This window comes from candidate division KSB1 bacterium (assembly GCA_024655945.1).
Classification (GTDB): Bacteria; Zhuqueibacterota; Zhuqueibacteria; order JANLFK01; family Oleimicrobiaceae; genus Oleimicrobium.
On the sequence record JANLFK010000001.1, the window covers coordinates 599693 to 619694 of the forward strand.

Annotated in this window: 13 protein-coding genes and 1 riboswitch; of the genes, 9 read left to right on the forward strand and 4 right to left on the reverse strand. The window is 61.5% G+C overall.

The genetic code is table 11. The features are described from left to right. Positions 1–163 precede the first annotated feature (163 nt). From NUW13_02470 to NUW13_02500, 7 genes are all read left to right on the forward strand, one after another. Positions 164–2548, forward strand: coding sequence for an ATP-binding protein (locus NUW13_02470; GenBank protein ID MCR4437893.1), 2385 nt, complete (start codon positions 164–166; stop codon positions 2546–2548). 64 nt (positions 2549–2612) lie between these two features. Beyond that, a complete protein-coding gene (locus tag NUW13_02475) occupies positions 2613–3986 on the forward strand; it encodes a sigma-54 dependent transcriptional regulator (GenBank protein MCR4437894.1) in 1374 nt (457 codons plus the stop codon). A 1372-nt stretch (positions 3987–5358) separates the two neighbouring features. After that, positions 5359–6420: a PKD domain-containing protein gene (locus NUW13_02480; GenBank protein MCR4437895.1), complete on the forward strand. Its 1062-nt coding sequence runs from the start codon at positions 5359–5361 to the stop codon at positions 6418–6420. Between the two features lie 185 nt (positions 6421–6605). After that, positions 6606–7172 carry a hypothetical protein gene (locus NUW13_02485; GenBank protein ID MCR4437896.1) on the forward strand — a complete coding sequence of 189 codons (567 nt, stop codon included), beginning with the start codon at positions 6606–6608 and terminating at the stop codon, positions 7170–7172. Positions 7173–7201: 29 nt separating this feature from the next. After that, a complete protein-coding gene (locus NUW13_02490; protein MCR4437897.1) occupies positions 7202–7882 on the forward strand; it encodes a tetratricopeptide repeat protein in 681 nt (226 codons plus the stop codon). Positions 7883–8266: 384 nt separating this feature from the next. After that, positions 8267–8797 carry a cohesin domain-containing protein gene (locus tag NUW13_02495; protein MCR4437898.1) on the forward strand — a complete coding sequence of 177 codons (531 nt, stop codon included), beginning with the start codon at positions 8267–8269 and terminating at the stop codon, positions 8795–8797. A 148-nt stretch (positions 8798–8945) separates the two neighbouring features. After that, on the forward strand, positions 8946–9806 hold the full coding sequence (locus NUW13_02500; protein ID MCR4437899.1) for a T9SS type A sorting domain-containing protein: 861 nt from the start codon (positions 8946–8948) through the stop codon (positions 9804–9806). A 299-nt stretch (positions 9807–10105) separates the two neighbouring features. Here NUW13_02500 and NUW13_02505 read toward each other — a convergent pair whose 3' ends face one another. Beyond that, a complete protein-coding gene (locus NUW13_02505) occupies positions 10106–12844 on the reverse strand; it encodes a TonB-dependent receptor (GenBank protein ID MCR4437900.1) in 2739 nt (912 codons plus the stop codon). A gap of 140 nt (positions 12845–12984) precedes the next feature. Continuing rightward, positions 12985–13187, reverse strand: a riboswitch (cobalamin riboswitch). A 172-nt stretch (positions 13188–13359) separates the two neighbouring features. On the opposite strand from NUW13_02505, the gene NUW13_02510 reads away from it, so the two are divergent. After that, positions 13360–14835, forward strand: a complete 1476-nt coding sequence (locus tag NUW13_02510) for a beta-lactamase family protein (protein ID MCR4437901.1) — start codon at positions 13360–13362, stop codon at positions 14833–14835. A gap of 192 nt (positions 14836–15027) precedes the next feature. Here NUW13_02510 and NUW13_02515 read toward each other — a convergent pair whose 3' ends face one another. From NUW13_02515 to rlmN, 3 genes are all read right to left on the reverse strand, one after another. Then, on the reverse strand, positions 15028–15672 hold the full coding sequence (locus NUW13_02515; protein MCR4437902.1) for an alpha/beta hydrolase: 645 nt from the start codon (positions 15670–15672) through the stop codon (positions 15028–15030). A 299-nt stretch (positions 15673–15971) separates the two neighbouring features. Continuing rightward, the gene (locus tag NUW13_02520) at positions 15972–17807 is read right to left on the reverse strand and encodes a hypothetical protein (GenBank protein ID MCR4437903.1); all 1836 of its coding nucleotides are present in this window, start codon (positions 17805–17807) and stop codon (positions 15972–15974) included. Then, positions 17804–18853 (reverse strand): 23S rRNA (adenine(2503)-C(2))-methyltransferase RlmN, encoded by a 1050-nt coding sequence (gene rlmN / locus NUW13_02525; GenBank protein MCR4437904.1) that lies wholly within the window; start codon positions 18851–18853, stop codon positions 17804–17806. The genes NUW13_02520 and rlmN overlap by 4 nt, the downstream gene beginning before the upstream one ends. A 139-nt stretch (positions 18854–18992) precedes the next feature. On the opposite strand from rlmN, the gene NUW13_02530 reads away from it, so the two are divergent. Next, entirely contained in the window at positions 18993–19997 is a 1005-nt protein-coding gene (locus NUW13_02530; GenBank protein MCR4437905.1) for a MoxR family ATPase, read from the forward strand. Positions 19998–20002 lie beyond the last annotated feature (5 nt).

A 20002-nucleotide genomic window follows, 5' to 3' on the forward strand; every position in this document is an offset into this window, starting at 1 on the left:
GGTGCCGGACACTGCACGGCGCGCAGAGGTTGCATGTTTCACCGCCAAAGAAAACGACTCGTCGCCTCTTAGGCTCTAACAGGCGCCCTACTCCTTGCCGTATTTGTCCTGCTCTGGCCCTCTTCCGAGGCTCTGCAGGACCCCAAGCTCTTGCCCTACCGACTTGTTCCCGTCAAAGAACTGCCCCCCTCTCCTCACGACCCACGATGCTAACCACGACGGCTACGATGAGTGCTACCATGCGCGGAGTCTTGGTCCTGCCAAAGCGCTCACTGGGACCATCGAGCAGCGGGACCACAGGGGGAATAGCACAGAGCAGTACAACTTCCCTGGTGCAGAGACAGCTTCTCTCAGCTTTGCGGACTTGGTGGGCGACGGCCGCGAGGAACTGGTTGTCTGGCTCCTCCGCAATGACACTGCCTTTGTGGATATCCGCACCACGGACGACCAGCGGGTGACCCGCTTCCCTGCGCTCACCACCGACGAGCATACCAACCTCGACAACATCGGACGCTGGGATTGCCCAGGGTTCCTAATCGACAGCCGCGACTTGGACGGGGACGGGCAGAATGACCTGATCTTTCTGGTGCGCACAGGACATGCCGGGTCTCCCCGCGGTCTTTTCGCTTTCCGGTTTCCAGACGGCGCCATCTTATGGCAGGAGAAGATGGTGGCGTTTCCCACCGCGTCACTCGCCACCGACTTGGAAGGGGACGGGCTGCCGGAGTATGTACTCGGCACGGACACCCCACAGAATCTAAGGGCGCCAATCAACGGCACGAAGGACGACGTGGCTTACCTAATGGTCTTTGACCATGACGGCAAAAGACTTTTTAGGAAAGAGCTCGCCGCCAAGGGTACGTTTGTCCGCACCTACCAGTTCCGCGAGCACGCCCAGGGAACGGCGCGGTGCGCAGTCTTGTGTAACCGGGTCCAGAAGGAAGCACAGGTCCTGCCCAGCGACCTCTTCGAGATGGAATTCCCGCAGCTGGCCCTGCGCCGTCTCTTGCCGCCGCCTCCCTTCTCCCGCTCGGCCTTCACCATTGCCGACCTCGATGAAGATGGTATCTCCGAAGCCTTGCTCGTTGCCGAAGACTCGAGGGCTCAACTTTACCGCTATAGTGTCGACAAACGGGTTTTTGTGCCCCAACTGGAACGCAAGGTGCCCGTTCAGGGCATAGATGGTGCAGCCGGCGTCGCGTGCTACGACCTCAACCTGGACGGTACTAAGGAAGTAGTGTGCGAGACGCTCAGAGGGTTTGTCGTGCTCGACGCGCGGCTAAGGCTCCTCGGAGCAGATGCTGGCCTGGGAGGCCCCTTACTCATAAGACGGGGGAAAGAGAAGCCCCTGCTGGTAGCCAATCGTAGAGACCGAGAGGGCTCCCTCCTTCTGCGGTTCGAACCAACCCCGCATCTCTGGTGGAACTGTGCGGCCATCGTGGCGCCCCCATTGGCCGTAGTGGTGGTGCTTGGTCTGCTCACCTGGCACTTCTTGCTTTCGCTCTCCGCCTACTGCAGCCTCCCTGTGCTTAGCCCTACAGCGAACTGGGTGCGGTTAGACCGCCACCTGCGCCCACGGGAGTGGAGCGGGGCGCTGGCCGAGCGGGTCAACCGGAGCACGACCTCAATTTCCTTGGGCGACCTCCTGCCACCGAGCGCCGTGCAGTATGTGCAAGGTTGGCTGAGGGTACATGGTGCCCACAGTGCCGAGAGCGTTCAGGAGCTCGAACTGCCGGACCGAACGCACGGCCTCTTCATCTTCGAGTGGTACCCCCGGCCTGGGCTAACTCTCTCCGGTGGTGGCGTCCTTCTCTGGCGCCAGCTCCCCGTCTCCGCGCCGTTCCGCTCCGGGGAGTGGCTCAAACTGACCCGCGGCATGGTCCACGACCTGAACAATCCCCTTTCGGCGGCACTGACACTGCTGGGACGCCTGCGGCGGGAGTTGCAGCCCACAGTCCAAAATCAGGATCAATGCCAGGAGCACCTCGGAGAGATGGAGAACCAGGTCGTGCAAGCGCGCAACACGGCCCTTCGCTTACCCTCTTTGATGGACTTGGCATCGCACAAGCCACGCCCATGCGATGTGAACGCTCTGGTCGAAGAAGTTTGCAAGCAGTTCCGTGGCGAGGTGGGGCCGGAGGTACTCTTTCACCTCAACGCTGGCAAGGACCTCCCCCTGGTGCACGTGGCGCACGATGCCTTGCGCATGGCCCTGCGCAACGTCATCCAGAACGCGGTGGAAGCGGTGGGCAAACGTGGGAACATCTTCCTCACCACCTACCGTGAAAGCAGGCAGCGCCCGGAGAGCAGCCAGTGGGAAGAGTGGATTGTCATCGAGGTTCTCGACGACGGGCCGGGCATCCCGCCGGACCTTCTGGGCAGGCTGTTTGAGCCTGGTGTGACCACCAAGCCAGGAGGCTCAGGCGTCGGTCTCGCCATTACCAAGGAGATAATGCAGTCGCTGCAAGGCGACGTGCGCGTCGAGTGCCCAGGGGGGCACGGTACCTCGGTCACGTTGAGCATTCCGGTGCGCCACCCTCCCGCCTAAGGCACGCTGGCACGCCGGTTGCACTCGCTCCCAGGCCATCTCACAAAAATCGTGGCAGGAGCTCATGGAAGAACCTATTCGTGTCCTGATCGCTGACGACAACCGCAACCTCCGCCTGCAGCTGCGCGATATCGCCGAGGAAGCGGGTTACCAGGTGGAAGAGGCAGCTGATGGCGAGGAGGCGATCGGCCGGCTGTCCGATGCCGATTACGACCTGCTGCTCCTCGACCTGCAGATGCCCAAGCTCTCCGGCCTGCAGGTGCTGGAACGTGCCAAAGGCCTGGCGCACCCCCCGGAAGTGTTGATCGTTACCGACTATGCCACCGTTGACGCTGCCGTAGAGGCGACGCGCTTAGGGGCATTCGACTTTATCGAGCGTGACGCCGTGGAACGGCGCCTGCCGGTGAGCATGCGCAATGCGCTGCAAAAGCGGCAGATAGAACCTGAGAACCAGCAGCTGCGCAGCCTTCGCGAGCCTGGCGAACTGCTGGGCACCAGCGCGGTGATGGCTGCCCTGCGCCAGCGCATTGCCCAGGTGGCCAAAAGCGACAGCACCGTGCTCATTCTCGGCGAGAGCGGCTCAGGCAAGGAGCTGGTGGCACGGGCCCTCCATCAACAGAGCCCGCGCGCCGCCAAGCCGTTTGTCGTGGTCAACTGCAGCGCCCTGAGCGACACGCTGTTGGAGAGCGAGCTCTTCGGGCACGTGAAGGGGGCCTTCACGGGTGCCCACTCCGCCAAGAGGGGCATGTTCGAATGTGCCGATTCCGGCACTATCTTCCTCGATGAGATCGGCGACATGAGTCCGGCTGCCCAGGCAAAGGTCTTGCATGTGTTGGAGTACGGTGACGTGCACAAGGTGGGCTCCTTAGAGAGCATTCGCGTGAACGTGCGCGTGCTGGCTGCAACTAATCGCCAGTTGGAACAGGATGTTGCCGAGGGTCGTTTTCGGCCCGACCTCTACCATAGGCTGAAGGTAGTCGTCTTGCACGTCCCGCCCTTGCGCGAGCACCCGGAGGATATCCCCCTCCTGGCCAACCACTTCTTGCGCACCTTTTGTGAGTTGAACCGCCGCCCACCGGCGACTCTCGCCCCTGAAGCGTTGCAACTTCTCTTCCGCTACCATTGGCCCAACAATATCCGCGAGTTGCGCAACCTCATGGAGAGGGTGTGGATCCTGTGCAGCTCTGAGGTGGTAAACGCCTGGGAGTTAGAGCAGGTGTGGGAAAAAGAAGAGGGGCAGGTACCGGAGTCCCTGTTCCGTGGTCAGATTGTGCCGCTTGCGGAGGCCTGGCGCCAGTTTGAGCGGGCGTACATCAGGCGGGCCTTGGTCGCCTGCCGGGGCAACGTCAGCGAAACCGCGCGGCTTCTGCAGATCAACAGGAGTCATTTGCATGTGAAGATGAGGGAGTTGGGGGTGGGGGGCGGGCCAGCGTCGTAAATCGGGGTTGGTTTTGCGCTCTGCCTGCCGCAAAAGGACAGGAACGTGAGGAAGTCTGTTGGAAAAGCCCAACACAGTGTGGGAAGAATCCTACAGTAGCGTGACGAACTTGCAGTAAGGTGTGGAAAGAGCCCTTTGCCTCCTTCTCGACTTCGAGGCCAGGAGGAACCAACGAGAGGGCACGAAGATTGCGTTATGCGATTATCGAGCGGCCTCGATGACCACTTCATCCCTTGTGAGAAGAGGATCCCAGGATCAGCAAAGGGGAACACTCAACGCTGCAGGAGTCGGCGGCGTTAAGCCAGCGGGTTCTCTTTTGGAGCGGGTTGAAGTGCATTATTGGAGGGTCGGCGCCTGATGTTACCCCGAACGGGAAAGCGCTACATTGGGCGTTAGAGTTCGTGAACACTGTGTTCATCATGAGAGAAAGAGCCGCTCGCTGGCTAAGGTACTACGGTTAGCGGTGAAGCCGAGCTATGAACACGGGCGGGCTTTCTTTCCTCGCCCGATCGGACTCCCCGGGAAGGGGAGTGTTGTTGGACTGATGACAGTAGGGTTGCTGAGGCCACGGACTTTAGACACCCGCGATTGAGAGTAGGAGTACAGGCAAAGATACCTAACTTCGCAGCATGTTAACCCTTGTTGGTGTCCTCTGAGATTCGGGTGGTGTGAAACATGGGGAGAGACACAGGCCCCGAAGGGCATCGGTACCGTACGGGAGCGCCTGCGCGACTGATCAGTGAGGTCTTCAGATTCCTTAAACAAGTTGGAAGGAGTAGGAGTGAGACTCACGGCCATGCAGGCGCCGAAGCAGGCATGAGGACGTAACCCGGTTACGTCGAGAGTTCCTCCCGGCGCTGCTCACTGGGTGGAACGGGGTGGGAAGTCAAGCCATTTAGAGGCCTCGCGACGATGGATGGACGGGCAGGTACGGCTTGCAGGTAGGTAGGGACCCACCAATGTGGAAAGAGCAGGAATGGGTGGCAACTCTATGTGGCCCCCCTGCGAGAGAAGGATGCTGTAGCTTCTTCACAGGGGACCGAGCAGTCAAGTTTGTCTATCAGAACGGGGGACATCTTGTGAAGGCTCCACCTCACGGGTGGAGTATACCCCAAAAGCATGGTGGGCCGCTATCCGCTGGAGCGGTGGATTGAAGCCTTTCGATGTCCTTACCCTGGAGTGATCCAGATGAGAAACGAGCGAAAATAGAATTGTCAGTCTCCATAACGCACTTGTGCGAATTGAGAGTACGAGAAGCCCCCGACGTGCCAAACCTTCGGGCTTGGCCTGGGATGGAAGTTACTTGTGGTTGTGCGACATCAGCGAGAACACCGTGTGGAAGCTTAGCCGAACCGGCCAGGTGGCGGCCAGAATGTTTGTTCCCGGTACTTATCACACTGGTCTGGAATGGGACGGCCATTCTGCGTGGCTGGTGGACGGCGAGGCTGAACTCATCTACGAACTGGACGGCTCTGGCAACACTCGGAACTTCTATCTGCCGCCGGGGACCTTTCCCAGGGATATTGCCTGGGACGGCAGTGATCTTTGGATTGCAGATGCTGACAACGACAGAATCTACAAGTTGAGAGGTCCCATCATGGGGCCTGAGCCGAGGGCTTCGTTCACGGTAACCCCAACGTCCGGTTTCCTGGAGACCCTTTTCCTGGTTGACGCTTCCAGTTCACAAGACCAAGTTACTCCCCTCGCGGACCTCGAGGTTCGGTGGGATTGGGAAAACGATGGGGCGTACGACACCGAATACTCCAAGGTCAAGACTGCAAACCATCAGTACGCCTCACCGGGAACCAAGACAATTAGGCTTGAGGTCAAGGATACGGACGGGTATACCGGCACGACAACAAGAAGCGTCTCAGTAAGCGCGAGGGCCCCTCAGGCTTTCAGCCTAGTTTCTCCGCGATCAGGTGATACCGTTAGAACGTACCTGCCCTCATTCAAGTGGCGGACCGCGCGAGACGCTGACCCAGGAGATACGGTGCGCTATTTTGTTCAGTATTCGAAAAGCTCCTATTTCTCCATCTTCGATACACTCGCAGCAGGCACCGACACCCCTGCTGCCGTACGTGATTCTTTGCAGCAATTACAGAGGTACTATTGGCGGGTGGAAGCGGTGGATCGCTGGGGAGCAAAGACCCTGAGCTCTCAAAGTTGGAATTTCCTGGTCGCAGACCTCACGCCCCCCTCTTTCACAATCGGTCTCCTGCAGAATCCCATAATCACAGAGGATCTCGATCTGTACGCCATCCCCAACGAGACACTGGATCAGCGCGGGGTTCAGTGTACCGCCAACGGGATCCCTGTTCCTATGTCGGAGCTCGACGCTGCGCGTCGAATCTATGTTGGTGATTACCAGCTCTCGGGGGAGCGGAAGACTGGTGGTCATCATGAGAGGCAAAGATGCGATATGGGGAAATGAAGGTGCCGACAGCCTGTCCATCTCGGTGCAGCTAGTCAAAACAGTACAGGGGGGGGACGATCGCTAGTCTCGATGGGGCCTTGCATGCACAGTTCCCCGCTGGTTGCCTTCCTTACGACGCTTACGTCTTGGTTCTACAAGCGAACCAGGAACCAGGACGGAGGGAAGGCCTCTGTAGAAGGACAATGGAAAGTGACACAGTCATCGCCATTGGGACAAGCTACGGAATTGAGCCCGCAGGACTCCGGTTATCCGACTCTGTGCTGTTGGAGGCCAGTTACTCGGAGAGGGCCTTGGCAGACCTAGATGAGGAGAGACTAGAGCTTGCGATCAGAGAAAGTGACGGCTGGAGATCTCTCGGCGGTGTAGTGGACAAGAAGACTGACAGAGTGACCTTGCTGGTCGACCAGCTGGGAGAATACCGTCTGCAGTGGAATCAGAAACGTCGGACGTCAGGGAGTTTTCCTTCGCACTTGGTCCTTTTGCCAAACTACCCCAATCCGTTCAATCCGACCACTACCCTACATTATGGACTGCCTGAGCGATTTTCGGGCTGGGTGGAGCTGGGTATCTACGACGCCGCTGGGCGCGAAGTGTGTTGCCTGGTGGATGAGCCTCAGAACCCCGGGTATTATTCTGTCGTATGGGACGGGAGGGATAGCTCTGGTCGGCAGGTGCCAAGCGGAGTGTACTGTTGCCGTCTGCGGGCAAACAGGCTTTCCATTGCAAGAAAGATGATCTTCCTACGCTAAGTTGCTCAACACAAATGGAGGAATAGCCAATGACAGCCTTCATGCTCAAACAGTCGCCTGGACGTGCGGTGTTGATCTGCCTTGTCTGCGTCGTGGCCCTCGCTACCTGCAGCAAAGAGACACCCACGGCACCAAAGAAGGGTCCCGTTACATGGATTGCTGAGGGCTGGAGATACTTCGAGGCGAAGGACTTCGCCGAGGCAGTTAATTGCTTCAGCACTGCACTCAACATGAATCCAAGCGACAGCATCGCTGCAATCGCGCATTGCGGGTTGGGCTGGAGTCAGGCAAGGCAGCGCGCATACGAGGTAGCTCACAACAATTTCACTTTCTCGGTCCAGAAGGACTCCACCACGCCCGGCCCATATGTTGCCGACTCTTACGCCGGCAGGGCTGCAACCTTCTTTCGAATGAACCTCTACAGTGAGGCAATTTCTGACGTGAAGAAGGCCCTGAGCAGTACCGGCACCTATGAATTCGTTCACGACCGGACAGTGAGATTCACTGACCTTCACTTCTTGATGGCCGAAGCCTACTACCACACTCGTCAGTACCAAATGGCACAGGAAAAAGTAGACTTCCTTCGTGCCTTGTTTGCTCTTCCTCCGATCAACTGGACTGTAGTCCCCTATATGGTTGATGGTTTGGGGTATGGAACTTACCAGGAAGCTCTTCTCAAAGCGATCGAGGGACTTCGGAGCAGAGTGTAGGTTGTCCTTCCGTAAGTCCAGAAGGGTAAACCCAAACAAGACAAGGGGGGAAGGTGAAACGGGACTGGAGGACACAATCGCGGCGTCCGCGGTCACAGTGTGTCCGCGACAAACGGTTCCCCCGCACCTTTTCGATCAACCTTTGTCGAGCGTCTCGAGTGCGAGATTTGGTCGAGGGAACTCCGTCGGGAAAGGGACCACGTCTGATCGTGACTCAAAGGCCTTGGAATTGAGGCGAATCCGACCACGAACTAGGTCAACGATCGGAGATGGAGGAGCCCACAAGTGAGAGAACACCAAACTGCGCGTTGTCCGCGGGAATCGGTTTCCACGGTGGGCGCCCAGAGGACGAAGTCGTCACAACGTAACGTAAAGAGGCAAGCGATGAGAGAACCCAGTGGTCCATTCCGTCTTTTGATCATTTTGCTGGTATTTGTTGGCATTGGCGCCCACGCCGGAGAAATCCGCCCCGTGAGCCCGGCCACCGTCCTGGGGCAGGTGGGGGTCGAGTTCGACGTGTATGTGCGTGTGGATCAGGTAAGCAATCTCTTCGGGGTCAGTTTCGTTTTGACCTTGGACAACGGCTATCTGGAGGCGATTTCCGAAAACCCCGAGTCCTTCATGGGCAGTGACGTGGTATTTTTGGGCCAGCACAATAATGCCGCCGGCACAGTGGCCATCGGGATTTCCCGCAAAGCTGGGCAGGGAGGCGTCAGCGGCACAGGCAATGTCGCACGGGTGCGAGAGTTGTGCAAGGGGCCACGCAGGACAGAGTCCTCCGGTTCGGGCTCGCCTCCGTGGAAGCCATCGACCCCTTGGGCGCGTCGATTGTGCTCGCTCCAGGTGAAGCCACGACTACGCTGTCCAGGTTGGTCACGGTGTGGCCGGGCGATGCTGATGATAACGGCACTGTGAACATCTTCGACATTAACCCGATCGTTGCCAATCACTGGGGCCGGACGGGGCCGCAGCGGCCCAATGCCTCTGTAAACTGGACGGGCCAGGTATGCCCACCATGGACACCGCCTGACGCAACCTACCCGACACTAACGGCGACGGCCTGGTGAGCATTTTCGACATTAATGCCGTACCGGTCAACTTCGGCAAGACTCACCCCGGAACCGCCGGGGCCCCACTCCCGACACCGGTGGAACCCCAGGTCGTTGCGCTTGGCAAGGAAAGCGGGGTCACCTCACCGCCCATCGCGGCAAAGGGCCCGCAGCAGGTAGACAAGAACCAGGAATTCTGGGTAGACATCGAGGTTGGAGCCTTAGGCAATCCCGTCACCAACCTCAAGGTGGTCTCTTTCGAACTGACCTACACGAACACTGCCATAGTTGACTACCTCAGTTACGAGGTGGGACCTTTCTTGACGGGCGCGATAGCAACCGTGATTCCGGATGACCCCAACGGGAAGGTAAGCGCGTCGGTCTATCGAACCACTGGCAGCAACTCCGGCTACGGGGTAGTCTTGCGGCTGAAGTTTCGCACAAGCGCACAGGCCGCAGCGGGGCAGACGGTAAGCTTTGCCTTCGCCCAGGTGCTAGCCAACAGGGAGGACGGTAGCGTTCAGCCCTTGTCGCCCATTGGTCAGGTGGTCACCATTCAACCTGGCAGCGGCATACGCGCTGACGACTTCACGCCCACAGAGTTCGAGCTGGTGCAGAACTACCCCAACCCCTTCAATCCTGGGACGGTCATAGAGTACCGTCTCCCGCAGGCCAGCAGGGTGACGCTGCAAGTGTACAACTTGGCTGGAGTAAAGGTGGCCTCGCTGCGGGACGGGATGGAGAGTGCGGGTCGTCATTCGGTGGTCTGGGATGGCCGCGACGAAATGGGCAGGCCTGTTGCAGCGGGGGTATACATGTGCAGGCTGGTGGCCGGAACCTACGACAAGACCATCAGAATGCTGCTGCTCAGGTAGACTTGCCCGCAGGGGTAAGGCATAACTAACCAAATCGCGAGCGCCCTGGGGCAAATGCCTCAGGGCGCTCTGCCTTGTGTATCGCAGCAAAGCGCGAACGTATGGTCCCCCGTCTCCAGTCCTTGGGCCGGACGTCGAGCTCGGGCGCTCAGGCCGTTACACGGTCTGTATTATCAGGAGACGGGGCGGTCTCGTTTTGCCCAGGAGGATCAAGGTAGCCGCCCAGCCACGAGGGCCCACAGCCCTCAACAAGGCACGCCACACCCTTCGTCCCGGGAATCCCACGCCGTCCGCACGCCTCACCACCCCACCTCCGCCACCGCCCGCCAGTGCCGGCCGGGCATGGGGTAGCCGGCGGCCACCTGGTACTGCACGTCGAAGAGGTTGTCCATTCCTGCCCGGAGGTGCCAGGTCACGCCCCAGAAGGGCACGCGCACGCCCACATTGGCATCGGCCACCGTGTGCGCAGGAAGGCGCCGCGTGTTGGCTTCGTCCGTGTAGCGCGACCCCACATAGGAGGCAGTGACATGGCCGTAGAACGGGCGACCCTGAAAACCAGCCCGCAACGAGGCCATGTGTTCCGGCCGGTAGATGAGCCGCTTGCCCTGAAGACCAGGTATGCCACCAGTATCTACCGCCCGCAGATGGCTGTAGTTCGCCTCAAGGATGAGGCGCTGCGCAAACCCCTCCCACTTGAGCCGCAGCTCCTGCCCCGTAATCTCCGCCCTGCTCACATTGGCAGGCGACCACTTGTAACTCAGCGGGTCCATCCCCCAGACGATGAGGTCGCGGGCCCAGCGTCGGTACAAGCTGAGCTCGCCGTGCACGCGTCCGGCAGCCGGCACCCTCACGCTCAGCCCACCATCAATTTCCGTGGTCCGTTCCGGCTTCAGGTTGGGATTGCCCACGGTAAAGGCGTCCTCCGGCCAGTAGAGGTCGTTGAATGTCGGTGCGCGGAAGGAGCCACCCACATTGCCGCGTATCGCTACGTGGCTGTGCCGCACCCTGCTCAAAATTATCCCCACCTTCGGACTGGTGACGAAACCAACCCCCTCGTAGTGGTCGATGCGCGCCGTCGGCAGAAGGTTGGCCTGCCACTCGGGGCGACCGAGCAAGCCTTTCCAGGCGGCATCGGCCTGGGCAAAGGCGCCGAAAGACTCCCGCGCGTGGGTACCCAACGAGGTACCTCGCGAGCGCTCGTTCAGATAGCTGGCCCCCAGGGACAGCACCTTGTCCTGTGCCAAGGGCAGGTCACCCTGCAAAGAGGCACCGGCGCTGACGCCTTTGTTGTCGGCATTCGACGGCCAGAAGGGATTGGGGTCAACATAGCGGGTGGCGAGCTCGTGCCGGAACCCTGTCGCCTGTACGTGCACCTTGCCGCCGAGGCTCGTCTCCACACCCAGCTGCACGCGGCGGCTGTCGTCGGTCTGCTTTGCCTCGGGACTCGGAAAGGCCAAGGATCCAGGCGCACCCCGCTCGGCATGGGACCACTCGCCGGAAAGGGTGAGGCGTGTGAGTGGAGAAGACTGCCAGCTCACCTTGCCGAAGAGTTCATCCATGGCAAACGAATTGTTGATGCGCCTGCTCTCCCTTTCCCTGTCCGTGGCTGGGTCCTTGGTGCGGTAAATAAAGTCGCCGTCGCTGCGGGCGCGGCTTGCGGCCACCAGCAGGCCGACATCGCCCTGCTGGTGACTTGCGCCAAAGTGCGCCGAGCGGCTGCCCCAAGAGCCCATGCCCGTGGCAAGCGACAGCTGAGGCCTCACTCCTCCCCGCGGCGCGCGTGTGATGATGTTCACCACGCCGGCGGCGGCATCCGCCCCATAGAGCGAGGAGAGCCCGCTACGCACAAATTCAATGCGCTCCACCGCAGTGAGCGGCAGCAGGCCGAGATCGTACCCCCCGGCTAACGGCGAATTGAGGCGCGCGCCATCCCAGAGGATGAGCACCTGTTCCGCCGAGGAGCCGCGCACCGACAGCGACTTCATGGCCGCATCCGAGCCATAGCTTTTCACAAAGGCCCCGGCCACAGGCCGCAAGGCATCAGCCACGGTGCTGCCGTTGACCATCTCTATGTCCGCGGCGGAGACCACCTCCGCCGACACGGGCAACTCCCAGCTCAGCGATCTGCCACGCTTGCCGGTGACCATCACTTCCTCAAGTTCAATGATGGTCGGCACCAGGCGCACGGACACCTGTTGGGCGCCGCGATCCGCAACGCGGAGCGTGAGCAGCTGCGGCGCATAGCCCATGTAGGAAACGCGAAGCTGGTACGTTCCTGCCCGCAGCTTGGGAAGCACGAAACGGCCCATTTCGTCGGTGGCGGCGCCCTGCCCGCCTGGCATAACACTGACGTTGGCGCCGGCGAGCGGTTTGCCGGTGGTGTGGTCCACCACCAGGCCGGTCACTTGCGCAAGGGCACTCGAACAAAGGACCGCCACACAGAGGAGCGTCAGGAAAAGCGTCTTTTGCGTCTTCATCTTCGCCTCCCGTGGAACCCGGTTCACTGCTGTCTCTCTCCTACCTAACACTCCGATGGCCGCCGGCACCAGCAGCGCAAAGATTGCGGTGTTGACGGCGGCGTGGGTCAGGTAGAACACCGCCCCATAGGCGTAGGCTCCGAGCAAAGCCGGGAGGGTGAGCCGGGTCATCACGAGAAAGCCCACCGTGGTGAGAAAGTCGAAGGTCACCGTGAGGATGAAGCCGCTGGCCGCTAAAACCAGCACTTGTGGCCAGTGGATTTTGTGCCGCCGCGCCCTCCTGCCGATCAGCCCCCCCACAAACCCCGCCAGGCCCATCCCCAAGACCTGGCTGACCAGCAGAGTGACAGAGGAGATGCCGTAGGGGTTGATGGCCGCGTAGAGAAGCTCGCCGACCATGGCCGTGGCCAGTCCTCGCCCGGCACCAAGGAAGGCGCCGGCGACAAAGGCAGTGGCGGTCACCAGCTCCACGTTGGGCACGCTGCTGAGCAGGTAGCCCAAGGCGACCATCAACCCGGCGAACATGGCCATGCTGGCCAAAGAAACGGTGCCCGGTCTCACGACCTCATTCCTCCTCTGCCATGCGCGAGCACTCCACCACGCGGCGGGCGGCGCCAACAAAAAAACCCTGGCCTCCTCAAACAGACCAGGGTTCGCACGTCGCGCACGCTACGCACCGACACCTCACCCGCGGAGGCTCACACGGTGATACCGACTCCGGCAGGTTTCCTGGCTCTCCCGACCCTGGTCGCCTTCCCATCCAAGCTGCGGACAGTGGCACCGTTGACCAGGGCACCGGCGCATCGACTCATGCGCCCGGGATCACAGTAGCGGGGCTGCGACGGACTTGCACCGTCTTCCCTTTTCCTCCCCGGCGGGGAGCACCGGAATCTACGCCCATATCGCCAAAGAGCGACGGTGCAAATATAGCACAGCGCGAAGGCAATTGCAAGGAAAAAATGCTCACGGGCAAGGTTTCCGCGGAAAATTTGTAGCGGCCCGCCAGTTGGAACTTTTCCCTCTCTGAGGAAGTCTGACCAGCGTCAACGCGTTCGCACAAGTCTGAGGAGGTGGACGTGAAGACGCGCGCAAGAATTTGGCTGGCAACGGTCGTGGTAGGCAGTCTGCTTTCCTGTTCTCCGAGTCACAGGACTTCCCTGCAGAGCAAGATCGACGAGTACATGCGCCGCATGACTGCCCGCGGGTTTTCCGGGGCGCTCTTGGTGGCCAAAGAGGGCAAAATCATTTTGGCCAAAGGCTACGGGCTGAGCGATCGCCAACGGGGCGTCCCTGTCACTGCCGCGACGGTCTTCACCGTGGGGTCCATCACCAAGCAGTTCACGGCCACGGCCATCCTCAAACTTCAGCAGATGGGGAAGCTGAACGTGCACGATCCCATCACCCGCTTCTTCCCGGATGTCCCGCTGGACAAAGCGGACATCACCCTCCATCACCTGCTCACCCACACGGCCGGCTTCCCTGGCGCCATCGGCGACGATTTTGAGCCCATCGGCCGCCAGGAGTTCGTGGCCCTTGCCATGCGCACGCCCCTCCTCTTCGCCCCCGGGGAACGATACCACTACTCCAATGTCGGCTACAGCCTGCTGGGGGCGATCATCGAGGAGCTCACAGGGCGACCGTATGAGCGCTTCCTGCACGAGCACCTTTTCGCACCAGCGGGCATGGCGGAAACCGGCTATGTGCTTCCCTCCTGGAAGGAAGGGCAATTGGCGCACGGGTACCGCGGCGCCCGCGATTGGGGAACCCTGCGCGACCATCCGTGGGGCAGCGACGGCCCCTACTGGCACCTGCGCGCGAACGGCGGTATCCTCTCCACGGTCGGTGACCTTTACAAGTGGCACCTGGCCCTCGAGAGTGACTGCATTCTGCCCGATAGCCTGCGCGCGCTTCTCTCCCACCCTTTCGTGCGCGAAGGCCCTGATGCCGACTCCTTCTACGGCTACGGCTGGTCGATTTCCACAACGCCCAGGGGAACACGGCTTGTGGCCCACAGTGGCGGCAACGGCATCTTCTCTGCGGACTTGCTGCGTTTTCTCGATGAGGGGGTGGCCATCATCTGTCTGGCGAACGGGGCCGGCAAACCGGCCTGGCAGGTGAGCCAGTCGGTGGCACGCATCGTGTTTGGCGAGCGATATGAGCTGCCCCCGGAGAAGACCGAACTCCTGGATCTTGCCACGCTGGCCAGCTCGCCCATGGGGGCTCACGCCATGGCGCTCTTGGAAATCCTGGCCCGGGGAGATACCGGCGCCGCCGCCCGAAACTTGAGCGTGCATTTCGCGGAATCCTACTGCCAGCCGGAGAGGCGACAGCGCCTGCTGGCCTTTGTGCAGCGCGTCGGCAGCAGACAGGCGCCCTTGCGTCTTGTCAAAGCAGAGAAAGTCGGCCCCGCCACCCTCGAGTTCACCGCCCAGTCAGAAAAGACGGGCGACTGGTGGCTGCTCACGATAGATTTCGAGGAGCAAGCTCCCCACCGCATCGCCGGCATACGGATGCAGGACACGGTGCCGCCAGAAGGCCAGGAGGAACAGTAAGGCGAGCGCGCACGCAGGGTCGCGTCGCTCCTGGCCTTGGGCCTGGGCTCAGGGATGCTGCGCTAAGAACTCGGTCACTGCCGTGGCAAACTCATCTGGCGCATCGGCAAAGAGAAAGTGGCCGGCCTGCGGCATGGTGCGCGGCTCCGCATGAGGGAGCAGTTGCGCGTACGTGGCGGTGGCCGCCTCCGGCTAAATGTCCATCCCTCCGTGGAGAATGAGCGCCGGTGCGGTGACCCGCTGCAAAGCCGCGCGGTAGTCGTGCTTCTTGCCCATGCTGAGATACTTCGCCTGCACCATCCAACCGCCGTTGCCGTGGAAGCGAAGCGTGCTGGGCACCGGCATGCCCTTCGCCTTTGCGGCAGCAAGGTAGAACCTGGTGAAACGGGAGTTCAGGCCGATCATCTCCCCCTCACTGCGCGAGAAGAGGTGCTTGAAATCGAGATACTCCTTGAGGAAAGTAGCATAGTCGCTCTTCAGCTCTGCTGGCAGGAGCGCGCCCACCTCGTCCAGGAGGTTGCCCTCGCCGGGAAACACGAGGAGCTGCGCCGGTGCAATCAACACCAGGGCACGCACATGTTCGGGAAACTCCGCCGCGTACAGGGTGGCGAGAAAGGCGCCGATGGAGTGTCCGACCAGGATCAACCTATCCACGCCCAGGATGCGACGGATGCGTTCGACGTCAGCCACCTGCGCACCTATGCCGAGGGCCCTATCGAGGTTGAGCATGTTGCGATAGAGGCTCTTGTCGGATAGCCGATCCACTGGCCGCGTTGAGTTGCCGCAGCCGCGCTGGTGGTAATAGATAACGCGATACTGCGCCGCCAGCTGATGCAGACCAGGTGGTGGGGGAGGTAGGGATAGCCAGGGCCACCGTGCAACACCAGAACCTGCGAGCCAGACCCTTCTTCGAAGAAGAAGAGCTTCACATTCGGCTCAACCAGCCAGAGGTTTGCGCCTGCCGTTTGCGGCGGCGGAGCCAGTGGCGCCCGCAGGTTCTTTGCCTGCCGCACCATTCCTGGTCGGTACAAAGGCTTTCCGGCGGAAACGACAAAGAGCACCCCAGCAACCACCACTACCACAAGCACCCCCGCCAGCAGCACCAGCATTACTCTCTTGGCCACGGTTTCTCCTCCTCAATCCACAAAGCTCCAGTTGACGCCCCAGGCAAAAAAGCGCGTGGGCATGGGATATCCCCAGGTGGTCTGGTACGCGCGCCCAAGAAGGTTTTCCATCCTCACCCAGATGACGGCGTTGTGCATGATCCGCGCCCTGGCTTCGGCGCCAGGGACGGCCACTGGTGGCAGCCTGTGCTCGCTCTCCGCGTCCCACCGCTGGCCAAGGAGCTGGCAGAAGAGTTGCGCGGTGACCTCGAGGTCGGAGTTGAACAGGGAAAGGCCGTAACCTGCGGCCAGCCAGCCGTGCCAACTCGGCAGTTGCGGTAGGCGTTCGTCGCCAAGCACGGGGGACTGCGCCACGACCCAGCAGCGCAGGAAGGAACGCTTGACCGGCTCCCCGAAGAGGCTCGCCATCACTCCGGCCGACCGATGCCTTCCGGCCGCTTGCGTGAACAAGAGCGAGTCCCCTGAGGCTCCAAAACGCGCGTCTATCTCCCGTGCGCCGTGCCGCACAAAGCCGCCGACGTAGAACGCCGCGTGAGGGCCCTGGGACGACATGCCTGCCACCACTCTGTGCACAGCCCACGGGCGAAGGCCCTGAGTGCCCCACACGCGCTGCCGGCCGTATCGCTCGGCAAAGCTGGGAAAAAAGACCTCGCGGCTGCCGTGCACCTCCACCCAGGAATTTGTGCTCAGGCGCCGGACAACCTGGAGGGACGGGGCAAGAAAGAAGCGCGTATCCTGGCGCGCCATACCATCGCAAAGGAGCTGGAGGTGCCAGGACTTGCCAGGTTCGCTGCGCAAGCCGCACCGCAGGCTCCCCTCCACGTCCGTGTGGCCGGCCATAACCTCACTCTCCACCTGGGCATAGCGCACAAAGGCGCCCACGAGGCCGGCAGCCTTCTGCCCGCCCACGCTCGCCGATGACGCTAAGGTGAGGACATGGCTTTCTTCCTGCCAGCGCAGCCGCAATGGGTAGTCGTGAAACTCGCGCCGCAGGTCTGTGTGCACGATGCTTGCCGCGACGTCAACAGGGCGCCCAAGGGTGCCCCGCAGCGTGAGCGCGTGGTCTATCCTGCGATCTTTGCGCACCGGGTGGACCGCCATGCGCAGGGCGAGTTGGCGTTGGTCCGGCGTTTCCTCTGTCTGCGACTTTGTGAGGAGGGCCACATAGTTTGCCGAGCAGTTGTCCGCCAGTGCCGCGCTTGCGGTTGCCCTGATCCTTTGTGCATCATACTCCTGCCGCAGGGCAAAGCCCTCGAAGCCAGAGAGCAGGGCACCCGCCAACACGTCGGCCTTGGGGCTCACCTTCATGCCAAGGGCGACGTCCACGGCGTGTACGCCCCAGTCGCCGTTCTCATAGCCGACATGGGAAAGTGGCCGCTGCCCGGTGTGACGGCGCGCTGTGCAGGAAAGCGTCCCCCCTGCCAGACCACGGGGCGTTCCCCACCCGGCAGCCGTGGCCTCGAGGCGGATCGCCGACAGCCAGTAGGTGGGAAGCATGTGCACATCAGCCGTGCCGGAGATGGGGTCGCGGAGGTCTAATCCGTCCACGAAGAGACCGGTCTCCCGCGGCGTACTCCCCAGCGCGGAAAAGGTCAGCCACTGGCCGGGTGCCCCTCTGTCGTGGAGAAAGATGAAAGGCAGCTCGGTCAGGACCTGTGCAGGCCTGGGGCGCAAGAGCGCCACCCCCTCGAGCGAGAGCGGCTGCCGCATCGGCAGGCTGTCCTGGGAAGCCACGGTCCCGGCCGCCCCACCCTGGGCTCCAGAATCGGCAGACCACCCCAGCACCAGCAGTGTCACCAGAGCCCACAACGGCACGGTCCACATGGGCATTTGGACGCGGCTCATCATGCGCGCTCCCCTTTTGGCGAAGTGGCAAGCTGCCCGCATGCCGCTTGGATGTCGTCCCCCTTGCTACAGCGCACGATGACCGGCGCCTTCAAGGGTGCTAGCCCCTGCCGAAATGCCTCAATGCGCGCGGCGGTCGGCCGGCGGAAGAGCTCATCGGTGGGATTGTAGGGGATGAGGTTCACCTTGCAGGGCACCTGCTTCAGCAAGTCGCGCAGACGCTTAGCGTCCTCGGCCGAGTCGTTTACCCCTGCCAAGAGCACGTACTCGAAGGTCGGTCTGCGACCTGAGCGGCGGTGGTAGAAAATCACCGCGTTGAGGAGCTCCTGCAGCGGATAGCGCTCTGCCACCGGCATGAGCGCCCGGCGTTGTTCGTCAGTGGTGGCATTGAGGGAAATCGCCAGCTTGAAGCGGTGCCCCTCTTCGGCCAGCCTCATGATCCCGGGCACCCAGCCAGCGGTGGAAATGACGATGCGCCGATGGCCGATGGCTATGCCGCGCTCATGGCGCACAAGCTCGCAGGCAGCAATCACCTTATCATAGTTGAGCAGCGGCTCGCCCATGCCCATGAGCACCAGGTTGCTCACCTCCTCCCCGACCTCGCGCTCGACGAGCAGCACCTGGTCAACAATCTCCCCTGCCGACAGGTTGCGACGGAAACCCAGGCGTCCGGTGGCGCAGAAACGGCACCCTAAGGCGCAACCGACCTGCGTGGAAACACAGAGGGTGTGGCGCCCTGCCTCGCGAATGTACACGCTTTCGATGCGCTCGCCATCGCCGAGCTCGAACAAGAACTTGCGCGTGCCTCCGTCCCGTGAGGATACCACCGCCACAATCTTCAGGAGGCCAATCTCGGCAACTTCGGCCAGGCGCAGCCGCAAAGGCTTAGAGATGTCGGTCATTTCGGCAAAGTCGCGCGCTCGCTTGTTGTAGAGCCAAGCGAACAGCTGCCGCCCGCGGAAAGGCTTCTCGCCTATGCTGGAGGCAAACTGCTCCAGCTCCTCCATGCTCATGCCGACAAGTTGTCTCTTGCCTGGCTCAGTCTCCATCAGCAGTTCCTCTCAGTCCCGCAATTGCTCAGGGGCAAATTTACGCAAATGGCGTGGCCTGCGCAAGGAAAAACGTTGACAATTGCGGCGAAAAATGATAACTTAAACGAGCCCTATGACGACATGCGAAGGAGAACCTATGGCCCTTGCGCAACCCCAAAAAGGCGACTTGGAGATTGTCGAGCAGCTTAAGGAAGCGCACGACCGCATTACTAGAGAAATTGGCAAGGTCATTGTCGGTCAGCGGCAGGTCATCGACGAGCTGCTGATTTCGTTGCTGTCGCGCGGGCACTGCCTGCTCATCGGCGTGCCCGGCTTAGCCAAGACGCTGCTCATCAGCACGCTGGCGCGGGTGCTGAACCTGTCCTTTTCGCGTATCCAGTTCACCCCGGACCTGATGCCCTCCGACATCACCGGCACCGAAGTTATTGAGGAGGACGTGAGCACGGGGCGGAAGACCTTCAAGTTCGTGCGCGGACCGGTATTTGCCAACATCGTGCTGGCCGACGAGGTGAACCGGACGCCGCCCAAGACGCAGGCGGCCCTGCTGCAAGCCATGCAGGAGCACGAGGTCTCGGTGGCCGGGCAAACCTACAAGCTCGATGAACCCTTCTTCGTGCTTGCCACCCAGAACCCCATCGAGCAAGAGGGTACCTATCCGCTGCCGGAGGCGCAGCTTGACCGGTTTATGTTCAGCCTGTGGGTCGACTATCCCGCCGCCGAGGAGGAGGAGCAGATTGTACGTTCCACCACCAGTGCCTACGCCGCGCAACTGCACAAGGTTCTGGAGGCGCAGGAAATTGTTGCCCTGCAGGACCTGGTGCGGCGCGTGCCGGTGGCCGATGCGGTGATTCACTATGCAGTCGAGCTGGTGCGCAAGACTCGCCCCAACCACGACGGCGCGCCGCAGTTTATTCGCGACTGGATTAGCTGGGGAGCGGGACCGCGCGCCTCCCAATACCTCATCCTCGGCGCCAAGACGCGCGCCATCCTGGACGGTCGGCCTACCCCGGACATTGCCGACGTGCGGGCGGTGACCCTGCCCGTGCTCCGCCATCGCCTGGTGACCAATTTCAACGCCGAGGCCGATGGCGTAGGCACCGAGGAGATTATCCGCCGCCTTCTGGACACCACCGGAGCATGACCACG